At 69.3% G+C, this 23,303-nt stretch carries 14 protein-coding genes and 3 rRNA genes; 9 read left to right on the forward strand and 8 right to left on the reverse strand.

Annotation, left to right across the window (positions count from 1 at the left end):
• Positions 1 to 38 precede the first annotated feature (38 nt).
• The 5 genes from ACSUPR_RS11945 to ACSUPR_RS11965 all read left to right on the forward strand — a co-directional run bounded on the left by ACSUPR_RS11945 (position 39) and on the right by ACSUPR_RS11965 (position 5,464).
• Positions 39 to 323, forward strand: a complete 285-nt coding sequence (locus ACSUPR_RS11945; RefSeq protein ID WP_436891294.1) for a hypothetical protein — start codon at positions 39 to 41, stop codon at positions 321 to 323.
• A 59-nt stretch (positions 324 to 382) separates the two neighbouring features.
• Positions 383 to 1,783, forward strand: a complete 1,401-nt coding sequence (locus ACSUPR_RS11950; RefSeq protein ID WP_436891295.1) for an AlkA N-terminal domain-containing protein — start codon at positions 383 to 385, stop codon at positions 1,781 to 1,783.
• An 11-nt stretch (positions 1,784 to 1,794) separates the two neighbouring features.
• On the forward strand, positions 1,795 to 2,358 hold the full coding sequence (locus tag ACSUPR_RS11955; RefSeq protein WP_436891297.1) for a methylated-DNA--[protein]-cysteine S-methyltransferase: 564 nt from the start codon (positions 1,795 to 1,797) through the stop codon (positions 2,356 to 2,358).
• 189 nt (positions 2,359 to 2,547) lie between these two features.
• Positions 2,548 to 3,525: a M23 family metallopeptidase gene (locus ACSUPR_RS11960; RefSeq protein WP_436891980.1), complete on the forward strand. Its 978-nt coding sequence runs from the start codon at positions 2,548 to 2,550 to the stop codon at positions 3,523 to 3,525.
• 661 nt (positions 3,526 to 4,186) lie between these two features.
• Positions 4,187 to 5,464 carry an IS256 family transposase gene (locus ACSUPR_RS11965; protein WP_436885469.1) on the forward strand — a complete coding sequence of 426 codons (1,278 nt, stop codon included), beginning with the start codon at positions 4,187 to 4,189 and terminating at the stop codon, positions 5,462 to 5,464.
• Positions 5,465 to 6,068: 604 nt separating this feature from the next.
• Here ACSUPR_RS11965 and rrf read toward each other — a convergent pair.
• From rrf to pcrA, 4 genes are all read right to left on the reverse strand, one after another.
• Positions 6,069 to 6,184, reverse strand: a 5S ribosomal RNA gene (gene rrf, locus ACSUPR_RS11970).
• 102 nt (positions 6,185 to 6,286) lie between these two features.
• Positions 6,287 to 9,379 (reverse strand): 23S ribosomal RNA (locus ACSUPR_RS11975).
• 365 nt (positions 9,380 to 9,744) lie between these two features.
• A 16S ribosomal RNA gene (locus ACSUPR_RS11980) occupies positions 9,745 to 11,276 on the reverse strand.
• Together the 16S, 23S and 5S rRNA genes form the textbook arrangement of a ribosomal RNA operon.
• Before the next feature lie 641 nt (positions 11,277 to 11,917).
• Positions 11,918 to 14,266, reverse strand: coding sequence for a DNA helicase PcrA (pcrA, locus tag ACSUPR_RS11985; RefSeq protein WP_436891299.1), 2,349 nt, complete (start codon positions 14,264 to 14,266; stop codon positions 11,918 to 11,920).
• Positions 14,267 to 14,410: 144 nt separating this feature from the next.
• Between pcrA and ACSUPR_RS11990 the strand changes: the two genes are divergently transcribed.
• Positions 14,411 to 15,340, forward strand: coding sequence for a nucleoside hydrolase (locus tag ACSUPR_RS11990; protein WP_436891301.1), 930 nt, complete (start codon positions 14,411 to 14,413; stop codon positions 15,338 to 15,340).
• Between the two features lie 388 nt (positions 15,341 to 15,728).
• On the opposite strand, the gene ACSUPR_RS11995 is transcribed toward ACSUPR_RS11990, so the two are convergent.
• The gene (locus ACSUPR_RS11995; protein WP_436891303.1) at positions 15,729 to 16,400 is read right to left on the reverse strand and encodes a response regulator; all 672 of its coding nucleotides are present in this window, start codon (positions 16,398 to 16,400) and stop codon (positions 15,729 to 15,731) included.
• A 69-nt stretch (positions 16,401 to 16,469) separates the two neighbouring features.
• Positions 16,470 to 17,699 carry an ATP-binding protein gene (locus tag ACSUPR_RS12000; protein ID WP_436891305.1) on the reverse strand — a complete coding sequence of 410 codons (1,230 nt, stop codon included), beginning with the start codon at positions 17,697 to 17,699 and terminating at the stop codon, positions 16,470 to 16,472.
• A gap of 208 nt (positions 17,700 to 17,907) precedes the next feature.
• Between ACSUPR_RS12000 and ACSUPR_RS12005 the strand changes: the two genes are divergently transcribed.
• Positions 17,908 to 19,341: a PspC domain-containing protein gene (locus tag ACSUPR_RS12005; RefSeq protein ID WP_436891307.1), complete on the forward strand. Its 1,434-nt coding sequence runs from the start codon at positions 17,908 to 17,910 to the stop codon at positions 19,339 to 19,341.
• Complete coding sequence (locus tag ACSUPR_RS12010; protein ID WP_436891309.1) at positions 19,328 to 19,582, forward strand: hypothetical protein; 255 nt, start codon at positions 19,328 to 19,330, stop codon at positions 19,580 to 19,582. The genes ACSUPR_RS12005 and ACSUPR_RS12010 overlap by 14 nt, the downstream gene beginning before the upstream one ends.
• A gap of 68 nt (positions 19,583 to 19,650) precedes the next feature.
• Here the strand turns inward: ACSUPR_RS12010 and rsmA are convergent, their stop codons facing one another.
• On the reverse strand, positions 19,651 to 20,538 hold the full coding sequence (gene rsmA, locus ACSUPR_RS12015; protein ID WP_436891311.1) for a 16S rRNA (adenine(1518)-N(6)/adenine(1519)-N(6))-dimethyltransferase RsmA: 888 nt from the start codon (positions 20,536 to 20,538) through the stop codon (positions 19,651 to 19,653).
• A 71-nt stretch (positions 20,539 to 20,609) separates the two neighbouring features.
• Positions 20,610 to 21,773 carry a ubiquitin-like domain-containing protein gene (locus ACSUPR_RS12020; RefSeq protein ID WP_436891313.1) on the reverse strand — a complete coding sequence of 388 codons (1,164 nt, stop codon included), beginning with the start codon at positions 21,771 to 21,773 and terminating at the stop codon, positions 20,610 to 20,612.
• A 323-nt stretch (positions 21,774 to 22,096) separates the two neighbouring features.
• Between ACSUPR_RS12020 and ACSUPR_RS12025 the strand changes: the two genes are divergently transcribed.
• Positions 22,097 to 23,191 (forward strand): CaiB/BaiF CoA transferase family protein, encoded by a 1,095-nt coding sequence (locus ACSUPR_RS12025; protein ID WP_436891315.1) that lies wholly within the window; start codon positions 22,097 to 22,099, stop codon positions 23,189 to 23,191.
• Positions 23,192 to 23,303: the final 112 nt, after the last annotated feature.

Below are 23,303 nucleotides of genomic sequence, written 5' to 3' on the forward strand. Positions count from 1 at the left end.
AGCGGTGGCGGGGCGCGGGGACGGGTATCGTCCGGAGCATGGCACAGGAACAGGATCTCGACGCGCTCGGCACCGAGGAACTGCGCGAACGCGCGGTCGAACTGGCGCGCAGGAAATGGGACCTGCGCTTCTTCTGGAAACTCCTGGGACTGATCCCCGCCGCCGAGGCCATCGCCGGGAACCGGGAGGCCAGCGAGGCCAGCGTCGCCCAGCTCTCCGGATTCGTGTACGAGGCGCTGTCCGCCGACAACGACCCCAAGGTCCAGGAGGCACTGCGCCCCGTGTACATCGAGTACCTCAGGGAGCACGCCGGGGAGGCCTGACCGCGATGTCCGAAAACCGCCGGTCCGGACCTCCCGGATCGGCGAACATGGATCTCGTGATGGACGATGACCAGCGCTACCGCGCCGTACACGGCAGGGACTCCCGGTTCGACGGGATGTTCTACACGGCGGTGCGCACCACCGGTGTCTACTGCCGTCCCAGTTGCCCGGCGCGCACCCCCAAAAGGCAGAACGTCGACTTCTACCCCACGGCGGCCGCCGCCCAGGAGGCGGGCTTTCGCGCCTGCAAGCGCTGCCGCCCCGAACTGACCCCGGGCTCGCCCGAGTGGAACATCCGCGCCGACGTGGTGGGCCGCGCCATGCGCCTCATCCAGGACGGCGCCGTCGACCGCGGCGGCGTGGGCGCGGTCGCGGCCGCGGTCGGCTACAGCGAACGCCAGCTCAACCGACTGCTCACCGGCGAACTCGGCGCCGGGCCGCTGGCCCTGGCCCGTACCGAGCGGGCGCGCACGGCGCGCACGCTGGTGGAGACCACCGACATGCCGATGACCGACATCGCGTTCGCGGCGGGGTTCTCCAGCGTCCGGCAGTTCAACGAGACCATGCGCGCGATGTTCGACCGGTCCCCCAGCGAGATGCGGGGCCGCTCCGTCCGCCAGGGCTCGGACACGATCACGCTGCGCCTCGCCTACCGGCCGCCGTTCGACCTCGACCGCGTCCTGGCCTTCCTCGGCACCCGCGCCGTCCCCGGCGTGGAGGAGTACCGCGACGGCGTCTACCGGCGCACGCTGCGGCTGCCGCACGGCCCGGCCGTCGCCGAGCTGTCCCCGGGCCCCGGGCACGTGGTGTGCCTCCTGCGCCTGGCCGACACCCGCGACCTGACCGGCGCGGTGCGCCGCTGCCGGCGCCTGCTGGACCTGGACGCCGACCCGCAGGCCGTGGCCGAGACGTTCTCCGGCGACCCCCTGCTCGGCCCGCTGGCCGCCCGCTTCCCGGGGCTGCGCTCCCCGGGCCACCCGGACCCGGCCGAACTGGCCGTGCGCGCGGTCCTGGGCCAGCAGGTCTCCGTGGCGGCCGCCCGTACACTGGCGGGACGCCTGGTCCGGGCTCACGGGGAGCCCCTCCCCCCGGCACTGCGCACCGGGGACCTCACCCACCTGTTCCCCGACCCCGCGGCCCTGGCCGCGGTCCCGCCGGACACCCTGCCGCTGCCCCGCACCCGCGCCGCCACCCTGACCGGGCTGGCCGCCGCCCTCGCCGCCGGGGAGGTCGACCTGGGCCCGGGCTGCGACCGCGACGAGACCGAGCGCCGCCTCCAGGAGCTGCGCGGTATCGGTCCCTGGACCGCCGCCTACGTGCGCATGCGCGGCCTGGGCGACCCGGACGTGTTCCTGGGCACCGACCTGGGTGTGCGCAAGGCGCTCACCGGCACCCCCGACGACAAGGCCTGGAGCCCCTGGCGCTCCTACGCCACCCACCTGCTGTGGGCCTCTCTGTGAAGGACCCTGACATGGACATGCTGCCCCTCGAGATCGAGGTACCCGCCCCGGCCCGCGCCACCGCCGTCGCCTTCGGGGAACCGGCGCCGGGCCCGACCCGGTTCACGACCATGGACTCCCCGGTGGGGGAGCTGACCCTGTACGGCGACGGCCGGGCCCTGGGCGGGGCGCTCACCCCGGCCAAGGACGGGAGCCCCCGCCACGTGCCCGCCGGCTGGGTCCGCGAGGACACCGGCGTGCTCGCCGACGCCGCGGCCCAGCTGCGCGCGTACTTCGCGGGGGAGCTCACCGGGTTCGACCTGCCCCTGGCCCCCGCGGGGACCGAGTGGCAGCGGCGCGTGTGGACCGCGCTGACCACCATCCCGTACGGCGAGACCGCGAGCTACGGCGAACTGGCCCGGGAACTCGGGCGGCCCACCGCCTCCCGTGCCGTGGGCATGGCCAACGGTCGCAACCCCATCAGCATCATCGTCCCCTGCCACCGGGTGATCGGGGCGGACGGGACCCTCACGGGGTACGCGGGCGGGCTGGAGCGCAAGAGGTTCCTGCTGTCCCTGGAGTCTCGGGGGGCCTGAACCCCGAAGAAAGCGACGCTCCTCCCCTTGTCCGAGTGTGCGCGTCTGGTTACTCTGCGGTAGCCAAGGTCCGAAGGCAGGACCACGGGTGCGGCCGGGGCAGTGACCCCGTCCCCGGCCGCCGTCGAACCCCGCTCGCCACCCCCACAAGGAGAAGCGTTGACGCCCCCCACCCCCCGTTTCGTCGGCATGTCCACCCTCGCCCTCACCTGCGCGGCCGCCCTCGTCGCGACCGCGGGCACCGCCCAGGCGGCACCGGCGCCCTCCAGCGCCGACAACGTCGAGATCCTCGTCGAACCGGCGGTCGCCGCCGACCTGCCCGGCACGGAGGAACTGCTCGCCGACGCGGTCGTCGCCGATGTCCTCGCCGAGGAGGGCGCGGGCATCGCCACCCTCGACGCGCAGGAACGCGAGGTGCGGGTCGACATCCGCGAGACCTCCGACGACTCCGCGTTCGGAGTCGCCATCATCGCCGTCCCGGTCGGCTCGGAGGAGGCCCCGGAGGCCTGGCTGTTCGCCGCGGACCACGGCGCCGGCGGCTGGGAGGTGGGTCTGGAGGGAAGCGCCGAGTTCTCCGACATCCTCGCGGACTCCACCCTCCTGGACACCGAACAGCGCGAGGCCGTCGCCGCCGCCACCGACCCCGAGCAGGAGTTCACGGCCGCCGCCTACATCGGGGTGGGCCTGCCGTTCGCCATCGGCACCTCGATGATCATGACCGGCGGTCCGCACGGCTGGGGATCCGGACACCCCTACAGCTCCGTGGACTTCGCCGGCGGCAACGGCCAGGCCCGCGCCGCCCGCGGCGGGTACGCCTACAGCCTCTGCACGGGGTGGACGCGCGTCATCCACGACAACGGGTACTCCACGGACTACTACCACCTTGAGAACTACCAGTGGCTGCCCGGCAACAACGTCGGCGTCGGCCACTACCTGGGCACCCAGGGCAACAGCCTCTGCGCGGGCGGCTCCAGCACGGGCGCCCACATCCACTTCGGCCTGCGCGCCTACACCGACCCGAACGCCGCGGGCTGGTACGTCCCCCTCCACGGGAAGACCCTCGGCGGCTGGACCTTCGCCGAGGGCGCCGCCTACGGCGGCTACGTCTACCGCAGCGGCGTCGGCACGGTGTACCCGGGCGGCTCCGTCTACAACTACGGCTTCTAGCCGCCTCCACCGGCTCGCCGGACCTCCCGGACCCCACTCGGGCACCCCGAGGAGGGCGAGGGCCGGGGAGGGTCTCCCTCCCCGGCCCCGGGAGCCACGCGGGGGAGGACCAGGGGGCCTTGGCGGCCGGGGGCGTTCCGTTTCCTGGAGCCCTTGAGCACCGGCCGGGGGCGTTGCTCGGCCTCCGCCGCAGGGGGTGAAGGGCACGGGTTTCCCGGCACAGGCCCAGGGGTTGGGGAGGAGGGCTGTGGCTGGTGCTCCTGGGTTTCTCGTCGGACTGGAGGCCTTGGCCACAGGCCCTGGACTCTTGTGGGCGCCTCCGCCGCAGGGGGTGAAGGCCACAGGCACCTTCCCACCCCGCCCCCAGGGGGTGAAAGCCACAGGCACCTTCCCGCCCCGACCCCAAGGGGGGTGGAGGGAGGAGGGACCACTGGCCCTCGCCACCGGCCCGGGACTGCCCAGCCAGGCCCGGTGCGGGTGTTCGGTGCCGGCCGCTCCCAAGCGGGAGAGGTCCTCTGCGGCCTTCACCCCGGGGGCCAGGGATGGGAGCGTCTGTTCGGGTTCACCCCCCTGTGGTGCCGGAGGGCGCTCATGGCTGGGGTTACCCCAGCGGGGGGACTGTAAAGATAAGGGTGTAACTCCAAGGGGGTAGGAGTTCACCATGAGTGACAAGGCGCAGGTCAAGAAGGATACTGGCAGGTCGGACGAAGAGCTGGTCGCGGAACTGGTCGCCAAGGCCAAGGCCGAGGGCATCGACCTGGTCGGCGAGAACGGGCTGCTGTCCCGCCTGACCAAGACCACCCTGGAGAACGTCCTGCAAGCGGAGATGGACGCCCACCTGGGCTACGCCAAACACGAACGCTCCGCGCCCGGCAACGGCAGCGGCAGCGGCAACGCCCGTAACGGCACCCGCTCCAAGACCGTCACCACCGAGGCCGGCCCCGTCGAGCTCGACGTGCCCCGCGACCGCGACGGCTCCTTCGAGCCGCAGATCGTCAAGAAGCGCCAGCGCCGCCTGAACGGCGTCAACGGCATCGTGCTCTCACTCTCGGCCCGCGGCCTGACCCACGGCGAGATCTGCGCCCACCTGGCCGAGGTCTACGGGGCGAACGTGTCCAAGCAGACCATCTCCACGATCACCGACGGTGCGATGGACCGGATGGCCGAGTGGCAGAACCGGCCCCTGGACCCCGTCTACCCGGTGCTGTTCGTGGACGCCATCAACGTCAAGATCCGCGACGGCCAGGTCACCAACCGGCCCGTCTACGTCGTGCTCGGGGTGACGGCCGAGGGCGAGCGCGACATCCTGGGTCTGTGGGCGGGCGAGGGCGGTGAGGGTGCCAAGTACTGGGCGCACGTGTTCACCGAGCTGCGCAACCGCGGGGTGGCCGATGTGCTCATGCTGGTGGCCGACGGGGTCAAGGGCATGGGCGAGGCGGTCGAGGCCGTGTGGCCGCGCACGGTGCTGCAGACCTGCATCGTGCACCTGCTGCGCAACAGCTTCCGCTACGCCTCGGTCGCCGATCGGCAGAAGGTCGCCGGCGCGCTGCGGCCGGTCTACTCCGCGGCGACCGAGGAGGCCGCCCGGGAGCGGTTCGCCGAGTTCTGTTCGGTGTGGGGTGAGCGGTATCCGGCGATCGTGCGGTTGTGGGAGCAGGCGTGGGCGGAGATGGTGCCGTTCCTGGCCTTCGATGTGGAGATCCGGCGGGTCATCTGCACCACGAACGCGGTCGAGTCGATCAACGCCCGGATCCGGCGTGCGGTCAAGGCCCGGGGACACTTCCCCAACGAGCAGGCCGCGCTCAAGTGCGTGTATCTGGCGTTGATGGCGTTGGATCCGACCGGGGCGGGTGCGGTGAAGTGGGCCGGCCGGTGGAAGCGAGCGCTGAACGCGTTCGATCTGGCCTTCGACGGGCGGTTGACCGCGACACGCCAGTGACCAAGAAAAACAGTTACACCCTTAACTTGACACACCCCCAGCGGGGGCTGGTGTTACAAGCGAGGTCGGACAGGCCCGTCCCTTTCCAGGCGGACCCTTCCTCCGTGGACCTGTGTGGCCGGGCGGGGCAGGCCTCGCGCGCACCCGCCCCGCAAGCCCCCACCACCCGGCACGCCCGTCGAACGCCCAGGCCTGGTGGTCTGCCGCACGCCGACTGCGACGGGACGGGCCCACGCTCCGCCGTCTGTACCTTCCCAAACGGCCGGGCTTTTGGAAACCAACGCTTGCTGCCGGGCGCCCCCACAGACCGCCCACCCCAGATGGTGACCCTCCTGGAAACCTCCAAGTCCGTCCACCCCCCTGAGGCGCGGGCCGAGGTTCTCCCTCCCCCCCTGTACTCGGGGCCCGGGCCCACCCTCCGGCTATGGCCGAGGACCCCAGTCCGACGGGAAACCCCCTGAAGCCAGGACCGAGAAACACCCACCCACCCACACCCAAAACAAAAAAAGAGGGGCCGCCCCCAAAAGACGACCCCCCACAACAACCCCCACCAACGAAGGGAGGCCCGCCTCACCAGAGACGGGCCTCAACCCCCAACAAAAAACCGTGGCAGCAACCTACTCTCCCACCCCACCACAGGGCAGTACCATCAGCGCAAGGAGACTTAACGACCGGGTTCGGAATGTAACCGGGTGTGACCCTCCCACCATAACCACCACGGAAACCAACACCCACACCCCGAAACCCCAACAAAGAGCCCCGAAGCCGGGAAACATTTCCACCAGCTATGTGAAACGTATGCGCGAGCACCCAATTATCTGCAGCGGACAAGCCCTCGGCCTATTAGTACCGGTCAGCTCCACCCCTCACAAGGCTTCCACACCCGGCCTATCAACCCCATCGTCTATAGGGAGCCTTACCCTCTCAAAGGAGGCAGGAGACCTCATCTCGAAGCAAGCTTCCCGCTTAGATGCTTTCAGCGGTTATCCCTCCCGAACGTAGCCAACCAGCCATGCCCTTGGCAGGACAACTGGCACACCAGAGGTTCGTCCGTCCCGGTCCTCTCGTACTAGGGACAGCCCTTCTCAAGTCTCCAACGCGCACAGCGGATAGGGACCGAACTGTCTCACGACGTTCTAAACCCAGCTCGCGTGCCGCTTTAATGGGCGAACAGCCCAACCCTTGGGACCAACTCCAGCCCCAGGATGCGACGAGCCGACATCGAGGTGCCAAACCATCCCGTCGATATGGACTCTTGGGGAAGATCAGCCTGTTATCCCCGGGGTACCTTTTAGCCGTTGAGCGACACCGCTTCCACACGCCGGTGCCGGATCACTAGTCCCAGCTTTCGCTCCTGCTCGACACGTCCGTCTCACAGTCAAGCTCCCTTGTGCACTTACACTCAACACCTGATTACCAACCAGGCTGAGGGAACCTTTGGGCGCCTCCGTTACTCTTTGGGAGGCAACCGCCCCAGTTAAACTACCCACCAGACACTGTCCCCGAACCGGATCACGGCCCAAGGTTAGATGCCCGAAACAGTCAGAGTGGTATTTCACCAACGCCTCCACCACCACTAGCGTGATAGCTTCACCGGCTCCCACCTATCCTACACAAACCATCCCAAACACCAATGTCAAGCTATAGTGAAGGTCCCGGGGTCTTTCCGTCCTGCTGCGCGAAACGAGCATCTTTACTCGTAGTGCAATTTCACCGGGCCCATGGTTGAGACAGTGGGGAAGTCGTTACGCCATTCGTGCAGGTCGGAACTTACCCGACAAGGAATTTCGCTACCTTAGGATGGTTATAGTTACCACCGCCGTTTACTGGCGCTTAGATTCCCAGCTTCACAGGGGCGAACCCCCATTGACCGGTCCTCTTAACGTTCCAGCACCGGGCAGGCGTCAGTCCGTATACAGCGTCTTACGACTTCGCACGGACCTGTGTTTTTAATAAACAGTCGCTTCCCCCCGCTATCTGCGACCCCACCCAGCTCCAGCCGCGAAGGCCTTCACCAGACAGGGCTCCCCTTCTCCCAAAGTTACGGGGACAATTTGCCGAGTTCCTTAACCATGGTTCACCCGAACGCCTCGGTATTCTCTACCTGACCACCTGCGTCGGTTTAGGGTACTGGCCGCTCACGAACTCGCTAGAGGCTTTTCTCGACAGCATGGGATCACTCACTTCGCCTAAAACGGCTCCGCATCACGTCTCAGCCTTCACGGGAGGCGGATTTACCAACCCCCCAGCCTACACGCTTACCCCCGGACAACCACCGCCGGGTAGAGCTACCCTCCTGCGTCACCCCATCACTTACCTACTACAAGCTCGGATCCCAGACCAATCCACAGGCAACCCCCGAAGGGGCCACCAAGGACCGGCGTGGTTAGCATCACCTGATTCGATACTGGGCGCTCGTGCACGGGTACGGGAATATCAACCCGTTATCCATCGACTACGCCTGTCGGCCTCGCCTTAGGTCCAGACTCACCCTGGGCGGATTAACCTGCCCCAGGAACCCTTAGTCAATCGGCGGCAACGTTTCTCACGTTGCTTTCGCTACTCATGCCTGCATTCTCACTCGCACGCCCTCCACCACACGATCACTCGGCGGCTTCACCGAACGCACGACGCTCCCCTACCAACCCGGCAAAAACCGGGCTCCACAGCTTCGGCGGTGTGCTTAAGCCCCGCTACATTATCGGCGCAGAACCACTTGACCAGTGAGCTATTACGCACTCTTTAAAGGATGGCTGCTTCTAAGCCAACCTCCTGGTTGTCTCAGCAACTCCACAACCTTTCCCACTTAGCACACGCTTAGGGGCCTTAGCTGATGATCTGGGCTGTTTCCCTCTCGACTACGAAGCTTATCCCCCGCAGTCTCACTGCCACGCTTCACTTAACCGGCATTCGGAGTTTGTCTGACGTCAGTAACCTTGTCGGGCCCATCAGCCAAACAGTAGCTCTACCTCCGGCAAGAAACACGCAACGCTGCACCTAAATGCATTTCGGGGAGAACCAGCTATCACGGAGTTTGATTGGCCTTTCACCCCTACCCACACCTCATCCCCCAGGTTTTCAACCCTGGTGGGTTCGGGCCTCCACGAGGTCTTACCCCCGCTTCACCCTGGACATGGGTAGATCACTCCGCTTCGGGTCCACAGCATGCGACTCAAACGCCCTATTCAGACTCGGTTTCCCTACGGCTACCCCACCCGGGTTAACCTCGCCACACACCATGACTCGCAGGCTCATTCTTCAAAAGGCACGCCATCACCAGACACAAGATCCAGCTCTGACGGCTTGACAGCACACGGTTTCAGGTACTATTTCACGACCCCTCACCGGGGCACTTTTCACCTTTCCCTCACGGTACTAGTGCACTATCGGTCACCAGGACGTATTTTGGCTTAGCAGGTGGTCCTGCCAGATTCACACGGAATTCCTCGGGCTCCGCGCTACTCGGGGACAGCGTCAACGCTCAGATTCTTCCTTCACCTACGGGACTCTCACCCACTCCGGTACCGCTTCCCAACGGATTCAGCTAGAAGAACCATCAACGCTCCGGGCCGGCAGACCCGAAAAGACACGCCCCACAACCCCGCACACGCAACGACTGCCGTCTATCACACGCGCACGGTTTAGCCTCTTCCCCGTTCGCTCACCACTACTAGGAGAATCACTGTTGTTTACTCTTCCTACGGGTACTGAGATGTTTCACTTCCCCGCGTCACCACCAACCGCCCTATACATTCAGGCGGCGGCAACCCGATACAACTCGGGCTAGGTTTCCCCATTCGGACACCCACGGATCAAAGCTCGGTTGACAGCTCCCCGTGGCCTATCGCGGCCTCCCACGTCCTTCATCGGCGCCTGGTGCCAAGGCATCCACCGTATGCCACTATCACTTGGCCACTACAGATAACAAGATGCTCGCGCACACTATTCACAAATCAAAACACCAACCGCATACCCTGCTACCACTCACCCACCCGGACAACCGAGAACCCCCACCCCCGCACACAGCGGAGACAAGGGAACCAGGCCCACAGGCTTCTGAGAGTTCTCAGAGGCGGTCCGCGGGAACCAACCACAAGGGTTGCTTCCTCAGACACCCAACAACGCGCCCTCCAAGGCTTCTAGGACCCTTGGAGGTGAAGTCCGACCAATCCATTACAACCAATCCCACCGGAACACCACAGATCAACCATGGGTTCAGCAGGTCCACTTTCGAGTCCGGCCAACCATAGGAAAAGTGTTGGCCTGAAAAGACTCCTTAGAAAGGAGGTGATCCAGCCGCACCTTCCGGTACGGCTACCTTGTTACGACTTCGTCCCAATCGCCAGCCCCACCTTCACTCACTCCCTCCCCGAAGGGTTAGGCCACAAGTTTCGGGTGTTGCCGACTTTCATGACGTGACGGGCGGTGTGTACAAGGCCCGGGAACGTATTCACCGCGGCGTTGCTGATCCGCGATTACTAGCGACTCCACCTTCATGGGGTCGAGTTGCAGACCCCAATCCGAACTGAGACCGGCTTTTAGGGATTCGCTCCACCTCACGGTATCGCACGCCCATTGTACCGGCCATTGTAGCATGTTTGCAGCCCAAGACATAAGGGGCATGATGACTTGACGTCGTCCCCACCTTCCTCCGAGTTGACCCCGGCAGTCTCCCATGAGTCCCCACCATTACGTGCTGGCAACATGGAACAAGGGTTGCGCTCGTTGCGGGACTTAACCCAACATCTCACGACACGAGCTGACGACAGCCATGCACCACCTGTCACCCGCCAACTAAATGACCCCACATCTCTGCAGGTCCACGGGTGATGTCAAACCTTGGTAAGGTTCTTCGCGTTGCGTCGAATTAAGCAACATGCTCCGCCGCTTGTGCGGGCCCCCGTCAATTCCTTTGAGTTTTAGCCTTGCGGCCGTACTCCCCAGGCGGGGCGCTTAATGCGTTAGCTACGGCGCGGAAACCGTGGAAAGTCCCCACACCTAGCGCCCAACGTTTACGGCATGGACTACCAGGGTATCTAATCCTGTTCGCTCCCCATGCTTTCGCTCCTCAGCGTCAGGTAAGGCCCAGAGACCCGCCTTCGCCACCGGTGTTCCTCCTGATATCTGCGCATTTCACCGCTACACCAGGAATTCCAGTCTCCCCTACCTACCTCTAGCATGCCCGTATCCACTGCAGAACCGGGGTTAAGCCCCGGTCTTTCACAGCAGACGCGACACGCCGCCTACGAGCTCTTTACGCCCAATAATTCCGGACAACGCTCGGACCCTACGTATTACCGCGGCTGCTGGCACGTAGTTAGCCGGTCCTTATTCCCCACCTACCGTCAACCCCGCGAGAACGCGGAGCCTGCGTGAGTGGTAAAAGAGGTTTACAACCCGAAGGCCGTCATCCCCCACGCGGCGTCGCTGCGTCAGGCTTTCGCCCATTGCGCAATATTCCCCACTGCTGCCTCCCGCAGGAGTCTGGGCCGTGTCTCAGTCCCAGTGTGGCCGGTCGCCCTCTCAGGCCGGCTACCCGTAATCGCCTTGGTAGGCCGTTACCCCACCAACAAGCTGATAGGCCGCGAGCCCATCCCCGACCGAAAAACTTTCCACCCTCGACCATGCGGAGGAGGGTCGTATCCGGTATTAGACGGCGTTTCCACCGCTTATCCCGGAGTCAGGGGCAGGTTGCTCACGTGTTACTCACCCGTTCGCCGCTCGTGTACCCCGAAGGGCCTTACCGCTCGACTTGCATGTGTTAAGCACGCCGCCAGCGTTCGTCCTGAGCCAGGATCAAACTCTCCATAAAGGTCTTGCACCGCCACCCCGAAAGGGGTGCGGAAACCTAGAAGAAAATCCTGACCGAACCGTCTGGCTCTATGTCCTTCTGGTCCAATCAAAGGAACCTCGCACACTCCGATCTCACTGATCGTCGTGTGACGGGGCCAAAACAAACTTGGCTGTAAAAATCGAACACGCGCTGTTGAGTTCTCAAGAAGCAACCGCTCTTCCCGTACAAGCCCCGGGTACGTGTTTCTGTTCCCGGCCGCTCTTCCGTGGAAGGCGTCTGCGTTTCCGCTTTGTTGTGCCCTCACTTTATCAGTGTTTCCGTGTCCCGCCAAACCGGCGTTTTCCGGAACCTTCTGATTTCTCGTGAAGGTGTGTGCCCCTTTCGAGGCGACCCGACCGAGTTTACATGGTCGAAGCAGTGCTTCGAACCGCTCACTTCGGAAGGGAGGTCGACCGGCCCGTCCGCCCGGATCCCTGGGGATCGGCGTCCGTCTCGCTCGGTCTTGGACAACACTACCCCCGTCGCGGAGTGCTTGTGACGCGTTTGCCGATCCTTGCCCGTGTCGTGTCTTACAGCCGATGGACAAAAACGACGAAGGCCCACAGAACACTCGCTGTGGGCCTCCGGAGCGCGTTGTTCGAAGCTCCCGCGGAGCTCCGTCAGAGCTTCTCGATCGGTGCGTACTTGACCATGAGGTCCTTCTCGCCGATGTCCGCGCCGAAGTCGATGCGCGCCTTGGTGCGGTCGCCCGTGCCCTCGACGAGCTGGACCCGGCCCATCCCGAACTTGTCGTGGTTGACCAGGTCCCCCACGCTCAGGGTCGGCGCCTCCGCCTTGGGCCGGCTCCGGCCGAAGGTGCCGCCGAAGCCCTCGCCCCCGAAACCGCTCGGGGAGCGGCCTCCGCCCGCCGGCCCGCGGCGCAGGGTGGGCGGGGAGCTCAGGACCGGGGACTCCCCCCGGCGCCAGTCGACCAGGGAGGCCGGGATCTCGTCCAGGAAGCGGGAGGGCGGGTTGTACGACGGGCTCCCCCACGCACTGCGCACCGCGGCGCGGCTCACGTAGAGGAGTCGTTCGGCGCGGGTCAGGCCCACGTACGCAAGCCTCCGCTCCTCCTCCAGCTGGGTCTTGTCGCCCAGGGTCCGCATGTGCGGGAACACCCCGTCCTCCAGACCCGTCAGGAACACCACCGGGAACTCCAGGCCCTTGGCCGAGTGCAGCGTCATCAGCGTGACCACCCCGCCCTCGTCGTCGGCGTCCGGGAGCTGGTCGGTGTCGGCCACCAGGGAGATCCGCTCCAGGAAGTCCACCAGGGTCGGCTCCGCGTCCTCCACCGGCCCCGGTTCCCCGTCCTCCACCGGCCCCGGTTCCCCGTCCTCCAGGGCGGCCTCGTCCTCGAGCAGCGCGGTGAAGGTGTTCTCGAACTCCCGGGCCACGTCCACGAACTCCTCCAGGTTCTCCACCCGGCTCTCGTCCTGGATGTCCTTGGACTCGGTGAGCTCGGACAGGTACCCGGTCTTGGCGAGGACGGCCTCCACCAGCTGCGACGGGCTCGCGATCGGGACCTGCGCGGCCAGCTCGTCGAGCAGGGCGGTGAAGTTGCGGACCGCGTTCACCGAGCGGGTCGCCATCGCCGGGACCTCGTCGACCCGGCGCAGCGCCTGGGCGAACGTGATGCGCTCACGGGCCGCGAACAGCTCCACGGACTCCTCCGCCCGGGCGCCGATGCCGCGCTTGGGCACGTTGAGGATGCGGCGCAGGCTGACGGTGTCCTCCGGGTTGGCGAGCACCCGCAGGTAGGCGAGGACGTCGCGGATCTCCTTGCGCTCGTAGAACCGCACCCCGCCGACGATCTTGTACGGCAGGCCCATCCGGATGAACACGTCCTCGAACACCCGGGACTGGGCGTTGGTGCGGTAGAACACCGCGACCTGGCTCGGGGTGATCGACCCGTCGTCGGTGAGCTTGTCGATCTCCCCGACGACGAACGCGGCCTCGTCGTGCTCGTTGTCGGCGACGTAGCCGACGATGGGCGTCCCCTCGCCCTGCTCCGACCACAGGTTCTTGGCGGGCCTGCCCTCGTTGCGCTCGATGACGGCGTTGGCGGCCGACAGGATCGTCTGGGTGGAGCGGTAGTTCTGCTCCAGCAGGATCGTGCGCGCGTCGGGGAAGTCGCGCTCGAACTCCAGGATGTTGCGGATGGTGGCGCCGCGGAACGCGTAGATGGACTGGTCGGCGTCGCCGACCACGCACAGCTCCGAGGGCGGGACGGCCGACTCGCCGTCCACGCCGACGAGTTCGCGGATGAACACGTACTGGGCGTGGTTGGTGTCCTGGTACTCGTCGACCATGACGTGCCGGAAGCGGCGCCGGTAGTACTCGGCGACGTCGGGGAACATCTGGAGCAGGTTGACGGTGACCATGATCAGGTCGTCGAAGTCCATGGCGCCGGCCTCGTGCAGGCGGCGCTGGTACAGCCGGTAGGCCTCGGCGAGCTTCTTCTCCTGCTCGGTCTGGGCCTGCTCGGCGAACGTGTCGTAGTCGACGAGCTCGTTCTTGAGGTTGGAGACCTGGGCGGAGAACGACTTGGGCGGGAACCGCTTGGGGTCCAGGTCCATCTCCTTGCAGACCAGCTGCATGAGCCGCGCGGAGTCGGCGGAGTCGTAGATGGTGAACCCGCTCGGGTAGCCGAGGCGGTGGGCCTCCCGGCGCAGGATGCGCACGCACGCCGAGTGGAACGTCATGGTCCACATGCTGGCGGCGGCGCGCGCGCCGAGCAGCGCCTGGATGCGTTCGCGCATCTCGGCGGCGGCCTTGTTGGTGAACGTGATCGCGAGGATCTCCCCCGGGCGCACCCCCCGGGCCGCCATGAGGTGCGCGATGCGGTGGGTGAGGACCCGGGTCTTGCCCGAACCGGCGCCCGCGACGATGAGGAGCGGGCCGCCGCCGTGGATGACCGCCTCGCGCTGCGGACCGTTCAGACCTTCGAGAAGCTGCTCTTGGGAGGACACGGTCTCCAGGTTACGGCCGGTCGGCGACAGGCCCTGCCGGGTGAGGCCGTTCGTACCCGATCGGATGTTCGTCCCGTTTAGGCTGTTCCTCTGATCGGGGCCTCCGCCTGGGCGGGGGCCGTTGCTCGTGTTCGGGGGTTCGTCATGCGCGTGTTCGTCGACTGTGATCCGGGGATCGACGACGCGGTCGCGCTCGCCTATCTGGCGGCGCGGCCGGAGGTGGAGATCGTCGGTGTCGGCGCGGTGTTCGGCAACGGCGGGGTGGAGGTGACGGCGGACAACGCCCTGCGCCTGCTGGAGCTGTACGGGCGGCCGGATGTACCGGTGGCGGTGGGCGCGTCCCGGCCGCTGGTGCAGGAGCCGCGACTGGCCCCGCACGTCCACGGCGACAACGGCCTGGGCGGGGTGGAGCTGCCCGAGCCGTCCGGGTCGCCGGTGGCGGAGAGCGCCGCGGAACTGCTGGTGCGGCTGGCCCGGGAGTTCCCCGGTGAGCTGGACGTGCTGGCGGTGGGCCCGCTGACGAACCTGGCGGTCGCGCTGGGCCTGGAGCCGCGGCTGCCGGAGCTGGTGCGCAGGCTCGTGGTGATGGGCGGTGCTGTGCGCGCCCCGGGCAACGTGTCCTCGCACGCCGAGGCCAACATCAACAACGACCCTGAGGCGGCCGAGGCCGTGTTCGGCGCCGGGTTCGACCTGGACCTGGTGGCGCTGGACATCACCATGGAGACGGTGGCCACCGGGGAGTGGCTCCAGGCTCTCAAGGAGGTGCCGGGAGTGCGGGCCGCGCGCACCTCGGAGTTCCTGGACTTCTACGCCGACTTCTACAAGGGCATCTTCGGGGTGCGCCAGTGCGCGATGCACGATCCGCTGGCGGCGGCGGTGCTCGTGGACCCGCACCTGGTGACGGAGGCCGTCGAGGCGCCGGTGCGGGTGGAGCTGGCCGGCTCGCTGACCCGCGGGATGACCGTGGCGGACCTGCGGCTGCGCCCCGGCGGGGACGGGCGGCGCCCCGTGCGGGTGATCACGGCCGTGGCCGGCGAGGAGTTCCTGGGCCGGATGCTCGACGCGCTGCGCTGACCGCGCTCCCCCGGGGCCCGCGGGCCCCGGGGCTCCCCGGCCGACGGCCTGCCCGACGGGCTCCGTACTCAGGAACCCCCGTACCCGGGAACCCCGTGCGCGGAGGCTCCTGTGCTCGGGAGAAGGGGTCGCGGACGGAGGAGAACAGCAGGTGCAGTCCGCCGAGCAGGCACAGGGGCGACGGCCGTGCCCGCGGGGAGGGTCCGCCGTCCGGCCTCTTCGTCGGAGTGGGCGGACCGGAGGGCCCTGACGGGGCCGGAGTCGCACTCCACGGCGGTCAGGGTGGACGGCCGGGTGGAGAGGGCCGCCACGACCGGGCGTCCCGGGCCCGGCAGGACGCCCGCGGCCTCGGGGCCGTCCGCTGCCGCCGCGTCGGCGGCAGCGGGCCTCAGACGAGGCGGCGGGCGGTGGCCCAGCGGCTGAGCTCGTGCCGGTTGGAGAGCTGGAGCTTGCGCAGCACCGACGAGACGTGGGTCTCCACGGTCTTGACGGAGATGAACAGCTCCTTGGCGACCTCCTTGTAGGCGTAGCCCCGGGCGATGTGCCGCAGCACCTCGCGCTCGCGCTGGGTGAGGCGGTCCAGCTCGGGGTCCACCGGCGGTGCGTCGGTCGCGGAGAACGCGTCCAGGACGAACCCGGCCAGGCGCGGGGAGAACACGGCGTCGCCGTCGGCGACGCGCACGATCGCGTCGGCGAGCTCCCGGCCCGAGATGGTCTTGGTGACGTAGCCGCGGGCGCCGCCGCGGACCACGCCGATGACGTCCTCGGCGGCGTCGGACACCGACAGCGCCAGGAAGCGGATCTGCGGGTGGCGGGCCAGGACGCGGCGCAGCACCTCCACCCCGCCGCCGCCGGGCAGGTGCACGTCGAGCAGGACGAGGTCGGGCTGCGTCTGCTCGATGACCTGCACGGCGGAGTCCACGTCGCCCGCCTCGCCGATCACGTCGACGGCGTCGCCGAGTTCGCCCCGGACGCCGCTGCGGAACAGGCGGTGGTCGTCCACGATCACGACGCGGGGCACCGCGCCGCTTTCACTGAAGGTCGTGCTGTCGTCTCCCACAACGGGAACTCTACCCATGGCCCGGTGCCGTCCACATCCCGGTGTCCCTCCGCTTTCGGGGGTCCCCGCCTACATCTCGGGGATGCGGGGCATGCGGAGCTGGACCTCGGTGCCCTCGCCGGGGGCGGTGCGGATGCGCGCGGATCCGCCGTGGCGGTCCATGCGGCCCAGGATGGAGCCGCGCACGCCCATGCGGTCCTCGGGGATCGCGTCGAGGTCGAACCCGGCGCCGCGGTCGCGCACGAAGACCAGGACCTCCTCGGGTTCGACCTCGCCGAACACGGAGATGGTCTCGGTGCCCGCGTACTTGGAGGCGTTGACCATTGCCTCGCGGGCGGAGCGCAGCATGGCGTGCAGGCCGTCGTCGACGGGGCAGTCGCCGACGCAGACCACCTCGATGGGGATGCCGTGCTCCTCCTCGACCTCGGCGGCGACGCGCTCCAGCGCCGGGGAGACGGTGGTCTCGGCGTCGGCGGGGCGCTGGTAGAGCCAGCTGCGCAGGGCGCGCTCCTGTACCCGGGCCAGGCGCTGCACCTCGCGGGGGTCGTCGGCGCGGCGCTGGATGAGGGTGAGCGTGTGCAGCACGGAGTCGTGGATGTGGGCGGCGAGTTCGGCGCGCTCGGCGTTGCGGATGCGCTCGCGGCGCTCGGCGTCGCGTTCTCGGACGAGGCCGACGATCCAGGGGGCGACGATGAGGGCGACACCGGCGAGCAGGGTGAACGCGAAGGTCAGGCCGGCGCGGGCGTTCTGGAGCTGTTCCTGGAAGACGAGGAAGCCGATGACGCCGACGACGACCAGGAGGACTCCCGCTCCGGCGCGCATGAGCCCCTTGCCGCGGCCGACGGTGCTGGTCATCCAGGCGTCGCGCTGGCCGGGGTTGGCCTGCTGCCAGAGGATGACGGCGCCCAGGGTGCCGAACACCACGAACCACAGCAGCGGGTCGAAGACTCCTCCGAACAGCAGGAACAGGAAACCGAGCCCCGCGGCCAGGCCGAGGTAGGCGACGAGCTGGGAGATGTCGCGGCCCTTGCGGCGGCCCTCGGAGGCGCGCGCCCCGGGATCCTCCCCGCGGTCGGTCTCCTCGGCCGGGACGAAGAAGAACAGGGCGACGTACACGGCGATGCCGATACCGCCGACGGACAGGGCCATGAAGGCGAGCCGGACGACGACCGGGTCCACTCCCAGGTGCCGGGCGAGCCCCGCGGCGACGCCGCCCAGGAGCCGGCCGTCGACCGCTCGGGTGAGCCTCGGGGTGTCGTTCGCGGCCGGGGCCACCCGGTCTGCGCTTGCTTTGTCCATGTTCTCCGTCCGTGCGCGTGGCCGCTCCGGGGCGCACGGATGCCCCCCGTCGACTCCAGCATGCCCCGGGCCGGGGGGCGGGGCATCGGGGTGGAGCCCCCGGATGTGCCGGGGCGCACGGTCAGGGTGGGGTCAGGGTCGTCCCGGATTCCGCTGTTCACCGCTTTCGGGTGACCATGGGTGTGTGAGGAGAGTGCGGTGAGCGACCATGAGTGAGGATTCGGCCCCCGCGGGTTCCGACGCGCCGGCGGCGGAGGCGGTTCCCGCCGCCGGGCGGGAACTGCGCAAGGCGGAAGAGGACCGGGTCCTGGCAGGTGTGTGCTCCGGCCTGGGGCACTACACGGGGATCGACCCGGTGGTGTGGCGGGCGGCGTTCGCGCTGACCTCGTTCGCCGGGGGCACCGGTGTGCTGCTGTACCTCGTCGCGTGGATGCTGATGCGGGACGCGGGGGGCGGGCCCGCGACGATCGAGCAGATGCTGAACCGGAGCATTCCGCCGCAGGCGGTGCTGAAGCTGCTCGCGGTGGGTCTGGCGGTGGCGACGGCGTTCAGCCTGGTCGGCGGCTTCGGCTGGTCGACGCTGGTGCTGGCGGTACCGCTGGTGCTGGGGGTGCTGACGGCACGCGGTCGCGGGACGGACCTGCGGGCGGCGTTCGCCGGCCTGGGCGAGGAGCTGCGGGCCAAGGCGCCGCCGCCGCAGACGCCCGTGGCCGGGCCGAGCCCGAGCTACTACAACCCGGCGCAGCCCTGGGCGTCGGCCCCCACCGGGCCGGTGGACCTGGCGGTGGTGGCGGAGCGGACGCTGCACGGCGACCGGTCGGACGGCGGCGGTGAGGGGGCTCCCGGCGACGGGGGCGCCCCGGACGGCGGCCCCGAGCGGTGCACCGGGAAGAGGGGCCGGAGCCCCCGCGGGGTCCAGCTGGCGGTGACGGCCCTGTGGACGGTGCTGGCCGCGGCCGTGCTGACGCCGATCGTGGTGTACGGCGGGGAGGCGTCGGTGTGGAGCGCCGACACGCTGGAGCTGCTGCTGGGGCCCGAGACCGGGGTGTTCTTCCTGGCCGGGGCGCTGGGTCTGGTGGGCCTGCTGGGCGTGGTGGGCACCTGGGCCGGGGACCCGAGGGGGTTGGGGCTCCTGGGGGTGGTGCTGACCCTGGGGCTGGTGCTGGTGTCCACGACGGATGTGACCCGGGTCCGGATCGGCGAGGACGTGTGGCGGCCGGCCACGGTGGCGCAGGCGCAGGCCGGGGGCGCGCCCGCGTTCACGGTGGGCGACCTCACGGTGGACCTGACCGCCATCGGGGACCTGGAGCCCGGGGAGGCCGTGGACGTGCGGGCGGGGATCGGGGCGGGCCGGGTGCTCCTGCTGCTGCCCGACGACGCCCGGGTGGAGGTGACCGCTGATATCGGGGCCGGTTCGCTGGAGTCCTCGGGCCCGGCTGCCGGGAACGGGGAGGGGACCGGGCCGGAGGCGTCCGATGAGGGTGGTGACGGGCGGCGGACCAGCGAGCGGTTCGGCGTCGCCCGGGAGCTGAGCGAGGTGTTCGAGCCGGTCGGCGGGGCCGGGGACGACGGGGTCCCCCTGATCAGAGTGCACACCGATGTCCGCGTCGGGACTGTGGAGGTACGGCATGGCGAAGCGTAGAACGGACTGGGGGTCGCTGGTCGCGGGACTGCTGTTCCTGGGCCTGGCGGTCGCGTTCGTCGTGCAGGGCACCGGGGACTGGGAGTTCGGCGCCTGGTGGGCGGTGCCGGTGGTGCTGGCCGGGCTGGCCCTGGCCGGGGTGGTGCGGGCGGTGCAGCGCTCCCGGGCGCGCGCCCGGCAGCGGGCCGAGGCGGCCGGGGCCGCCGTCTCCGACGGCGACGGCGGCCGGCCCCGGGGCTGAGGTCGGAACACCGGGGGGCGCGGCGGATGCCGCGCCCCTCCCGTGTGTCCGCCTCGCGTGTCCGCCGGTCAGCCGTCCGCGGCCGGGCGGTGCTCGGCGATGGCGGCGAAGTCCTCCACCCGGAGGGATTCGCCGCGGGCGCCCGGGTCGATCCCGGCGGCGCGCAGGGCCTGCTCGGCGGCCGGCGCCGACCCGGCCCAGCCCGCCAGGGCGGCGCGCAGGGTCTTGCGGCGCTGGGCGAAGGCCGCGTCGATCACCCGGAATACCTCTTCGCGGGTGGCCCCGGTCTCGGGCGGGGTGCGGCGGATGAGCTCGACCAGCCCGGAGTCGACGTTGGGGGCGGGCCAGAACACGTTGCGGCCCACCGCCCCGGCCCGGCGGGCCCCGGCGTACCAGGCGACCTTGGCCGAGGGCACCCCGTAGATGCGGCCGCCCGGGGTGGCGGTGATGCGGTCGGCGACCTCCGACTGGACCATCACCAGGACCCGTTCCAGGCTCGGCAGCAGTTCGAGCAGGTGGAGCAGGACGGGAACGGAAACGTTGTAGGGCAGGTTGGCGACCAGCGCGGTGGGTGCGGGGCCGGGCACCTCGGCGATGCGCATGGCGTCGTCGCGGACGACGGTGAGCCGGTCCGCGAGGTCGGGCGCGTGCTCGGCGACGGTGTCGGGCAGGGCCCCGGCGAGCACCGGGTCGATCTCGATGGCGGTGACCCGGCGCACGTGCGGGAGCAGGGCCAGGGTCAGGGAGCCCAGGCCCGGCCCGACCTCGACCACGACGTCGTCCTCGCCGACCCCCGCGACCCGGACGATGCGGCGCACGGTGCCGTGGTCGATGACGAAGTTCTGCCCGAGGGTCTTGGTGGGGCGGACTCCGAGGCGGTCGGCCAGTACCCGCACGTCGGCGGGGGTGAGCAGGCGGGATCGTTCGTCGGGTGCGGGTGTCTGTGTCACCCCCACATCTTGCCAGTCCGCGGGGATGGGAACTGCGGCCGAAGCCCGTCCGCCGAGGGTGGCGGCGGGCGGGACGGTCACTCGAAGAGGTGGACGCCGCAGTGCGGCCACTGGCTCTGCCAGTTCCCCCCGACCGAGTCGTAGAGCTGCTGGGCCCGCTGCGTCTGCTCCTGGGCACTCGCCTCGGAGGGCAGGCCGGAGCCGCCGACCGAGTTCCACGTGGGGACGCTGAACTGGTAGAGGCCGTAGTAGCCGCCCGCGGAGTTGACGGCGGCCGGGTTCCCGCCGGACTCGCACCGGGCGAGGGCGGACCAGTTGAGGTCCGCGGCCGCTCCGCCGCCCGCCGGGGGCGTGCCCTGCGGGGCCTTGGTGCCGACCTCCACCACCCCCTCGACGGGTTCGGTGACGACCTCCTCCTCCAGGACCTCCTCGACCTCCTTCCCGTTGCGCAGGACGGTGGCGGTCGTCACCCTCCTGACGCCGTCCTCGGGTTCGGTGAGGACGTTGCGCTCGCCCTCGGGCAGGTCGGGGTTCTCGCGTTCGGTGGTCCCGGCCTCGATGGGGACCTCCTCGGTGACGGGTCCGCCGACGACGGGGGTGATGCGGACGGTCATGTCGGGGGCGGCGGGCTCGTCGGGGGCCGGTGAGACGAGGTCGTGCTCGCCGGGTTCGACCCCGGCGGCGGCCAGGACGTCGGCGACGGTGTCCCCGGTGGAGCGGGTCTCGGTGCGGACGGTGTCGCGCAGGACGACCATGCGCGGAGCGCGCTCGGCGGTGACGGTGAGCCCGTCGGCGGGGATCGGGGTGTCGTGCTCGGCGGAGAGGGCCACCCCGTCGGGGTCCAGGCCGAGCTGGTGCAGGGCTTCGCCGAGGGTCGCGGCGTTGACGCTGCGGGCCAGGGGGTGGCCGTCGAGTTCGACGGTGATGTCGCGCGGGGAGCGGACCAGGACGTGCTCGCCGGAGGCGACGGGGTCCTCGGGTGCCGGCGCGACGAGGTCGCCGTCGGCGAGGGTGACGCCGGCGGCGTCGAGGGCGTCGGCGACGGTGCCGCCGAAGGTGTGGACGGTGTGCTCGGTGCCGTTGACGTCCACGACGACGGCCCGGTGGGCGGCGAGGGCGGTGCCTCCCGCGGTGAGGGCGAGGAGTCCGGCGGCGACCGCGGCGAGCAGGGGCGGGGACGGCCGCCTGCGGGCGCGGCGGCGTCCGCGGGAACGGCGCGGGGTGGTCGTCCTTCGGGGCATGGCTGTTCCTGGGGTCGCGAGGAGGAGAGGGGGTTTCCGGGGCGCGGTCGCGCATTCCCCGTTCTTCGGGTGCCCGTGTCGTGGCAGGTCCGCGGGAGTGCGGTCGGCCCGATGAGCGACGATCACATTAGCAGCAGACCTTTGTTTGATTTTTGGACTCGCCGAAAAAAGAAGGCGACCGGAAAGCCAATGGGGCTTTTTTCGGTTTTCTTCTTTTCGTGCCCTGCGGGCGCCACCGGAGTGCCGCCCTGGTGTCGTACCGGTCGACCCGGCACAATGAACCCGAACGCCGTTCTAATCCACCCCTCCTGGAGGCCGCGCCCATGGGACCCCTCAACGGAATCCGCGTCGTCGAGTTCACCGGTATCGGGCCGGCCCCGATGGCCGCCATGCTCCTGGCCGACCTGGGCGCCGACGTCGTCCGCCTCGACCGTCCGCGGGCCGCCGAGGCGATGAACGCAGGCCTCCCAGGGCCCCACCTGAGCGAGGGCCGCGCCGTGCTGGGCGCCGACCTGAAGTCCGAGGAGGGCCTCGCCCTGGCCCGCGACCTCGTCGGGCGCGCCGACGTCCTGCTGGAGGGCTTCCGGCCCGGTGTGATGGAGCGGCTGGGCCTGGGGCCGCGGGAGTGCCTGGAGCTCAACCCCCGCCTGGTCTACGCCCGGCTCACCGGCTGGGGCCAGGACGGACCGCTGGCACACGCCGCCGGGCACGACATGAACTACATCTCCGTCAACGGCGCCCTGCACGCCATCGGGCGCGCGGACGGCCCGCCGGTCCCTCCGGTCAACCTCCTCGGGGACTTCGCCGGCGGCACGATGTTCGCGGTCACCGGCGTCCTCGCCGCCCTGGTGGAGCGCGGGGACTCCGGGCGGGGCCAGGTCGTGGACGCCGCCATGGTCGACGGGTCGGCGCTGCTGATGTCGATGGTCCACGAGGACCGGGCGCGCGGGTCGTGGAGCGACGAGCGGGGCACGAACTACCTGGACACCGGCGCCCCCTGGTACGACGTCTACGAGTGCGCCGACGGCCGGTACGTGTCGGTGGGCTGCATCGAGCCGCAGTTCTACGCCGCCTTCCTGGCGGGCACCGGGCTCGACGGGGAGGACCTGCCCGACCAGTGGGACCGCTCGGGCTGGCCCCGGCTGCGCGAGCGGTTCGCCGAGGTGCTGCGCACCCGGGGCCGCGACGAGTGGGCGGCGGTGTTCGAGGGCGTGGACGCGTGCGTGATGCCGGTGCTGTCCCTGGAGGAGGCTCCCGACCACCCGCACGTGCGGGAGCGCGGCACCCTGGTCCGGGAGGGGGACCGGGTGGTCCCGGGCCCGGCGCCGCGCTTCTCGCGCACCCCGGGCGGGGTGACCCGGGGGCGGCCGCAGCCGGACGCCGCCGAGGTCCTCGAAGGGTGGGGCCTGAGCGGCTGAACCGGTCCGCCCGGTATCCGGCCGCGGCCCCCTCCGGAAGAGGAGTCCCCGGACGGATTCGGACGGGTCGGGCGAGTATCCCCCGCTGAGCGGCCCGGGGTCGCTAGGGTGA

The organism is Nocardiopsis dassonvillei, from assembly GCF_964273065.1.
Lineage (GTDB): Bacteria > Actinomycetota > Actinomycetes > Streptosporangiales > Streptosporangiaceae > Nocardiopsis > Nocardiopsis dassonvillei_B.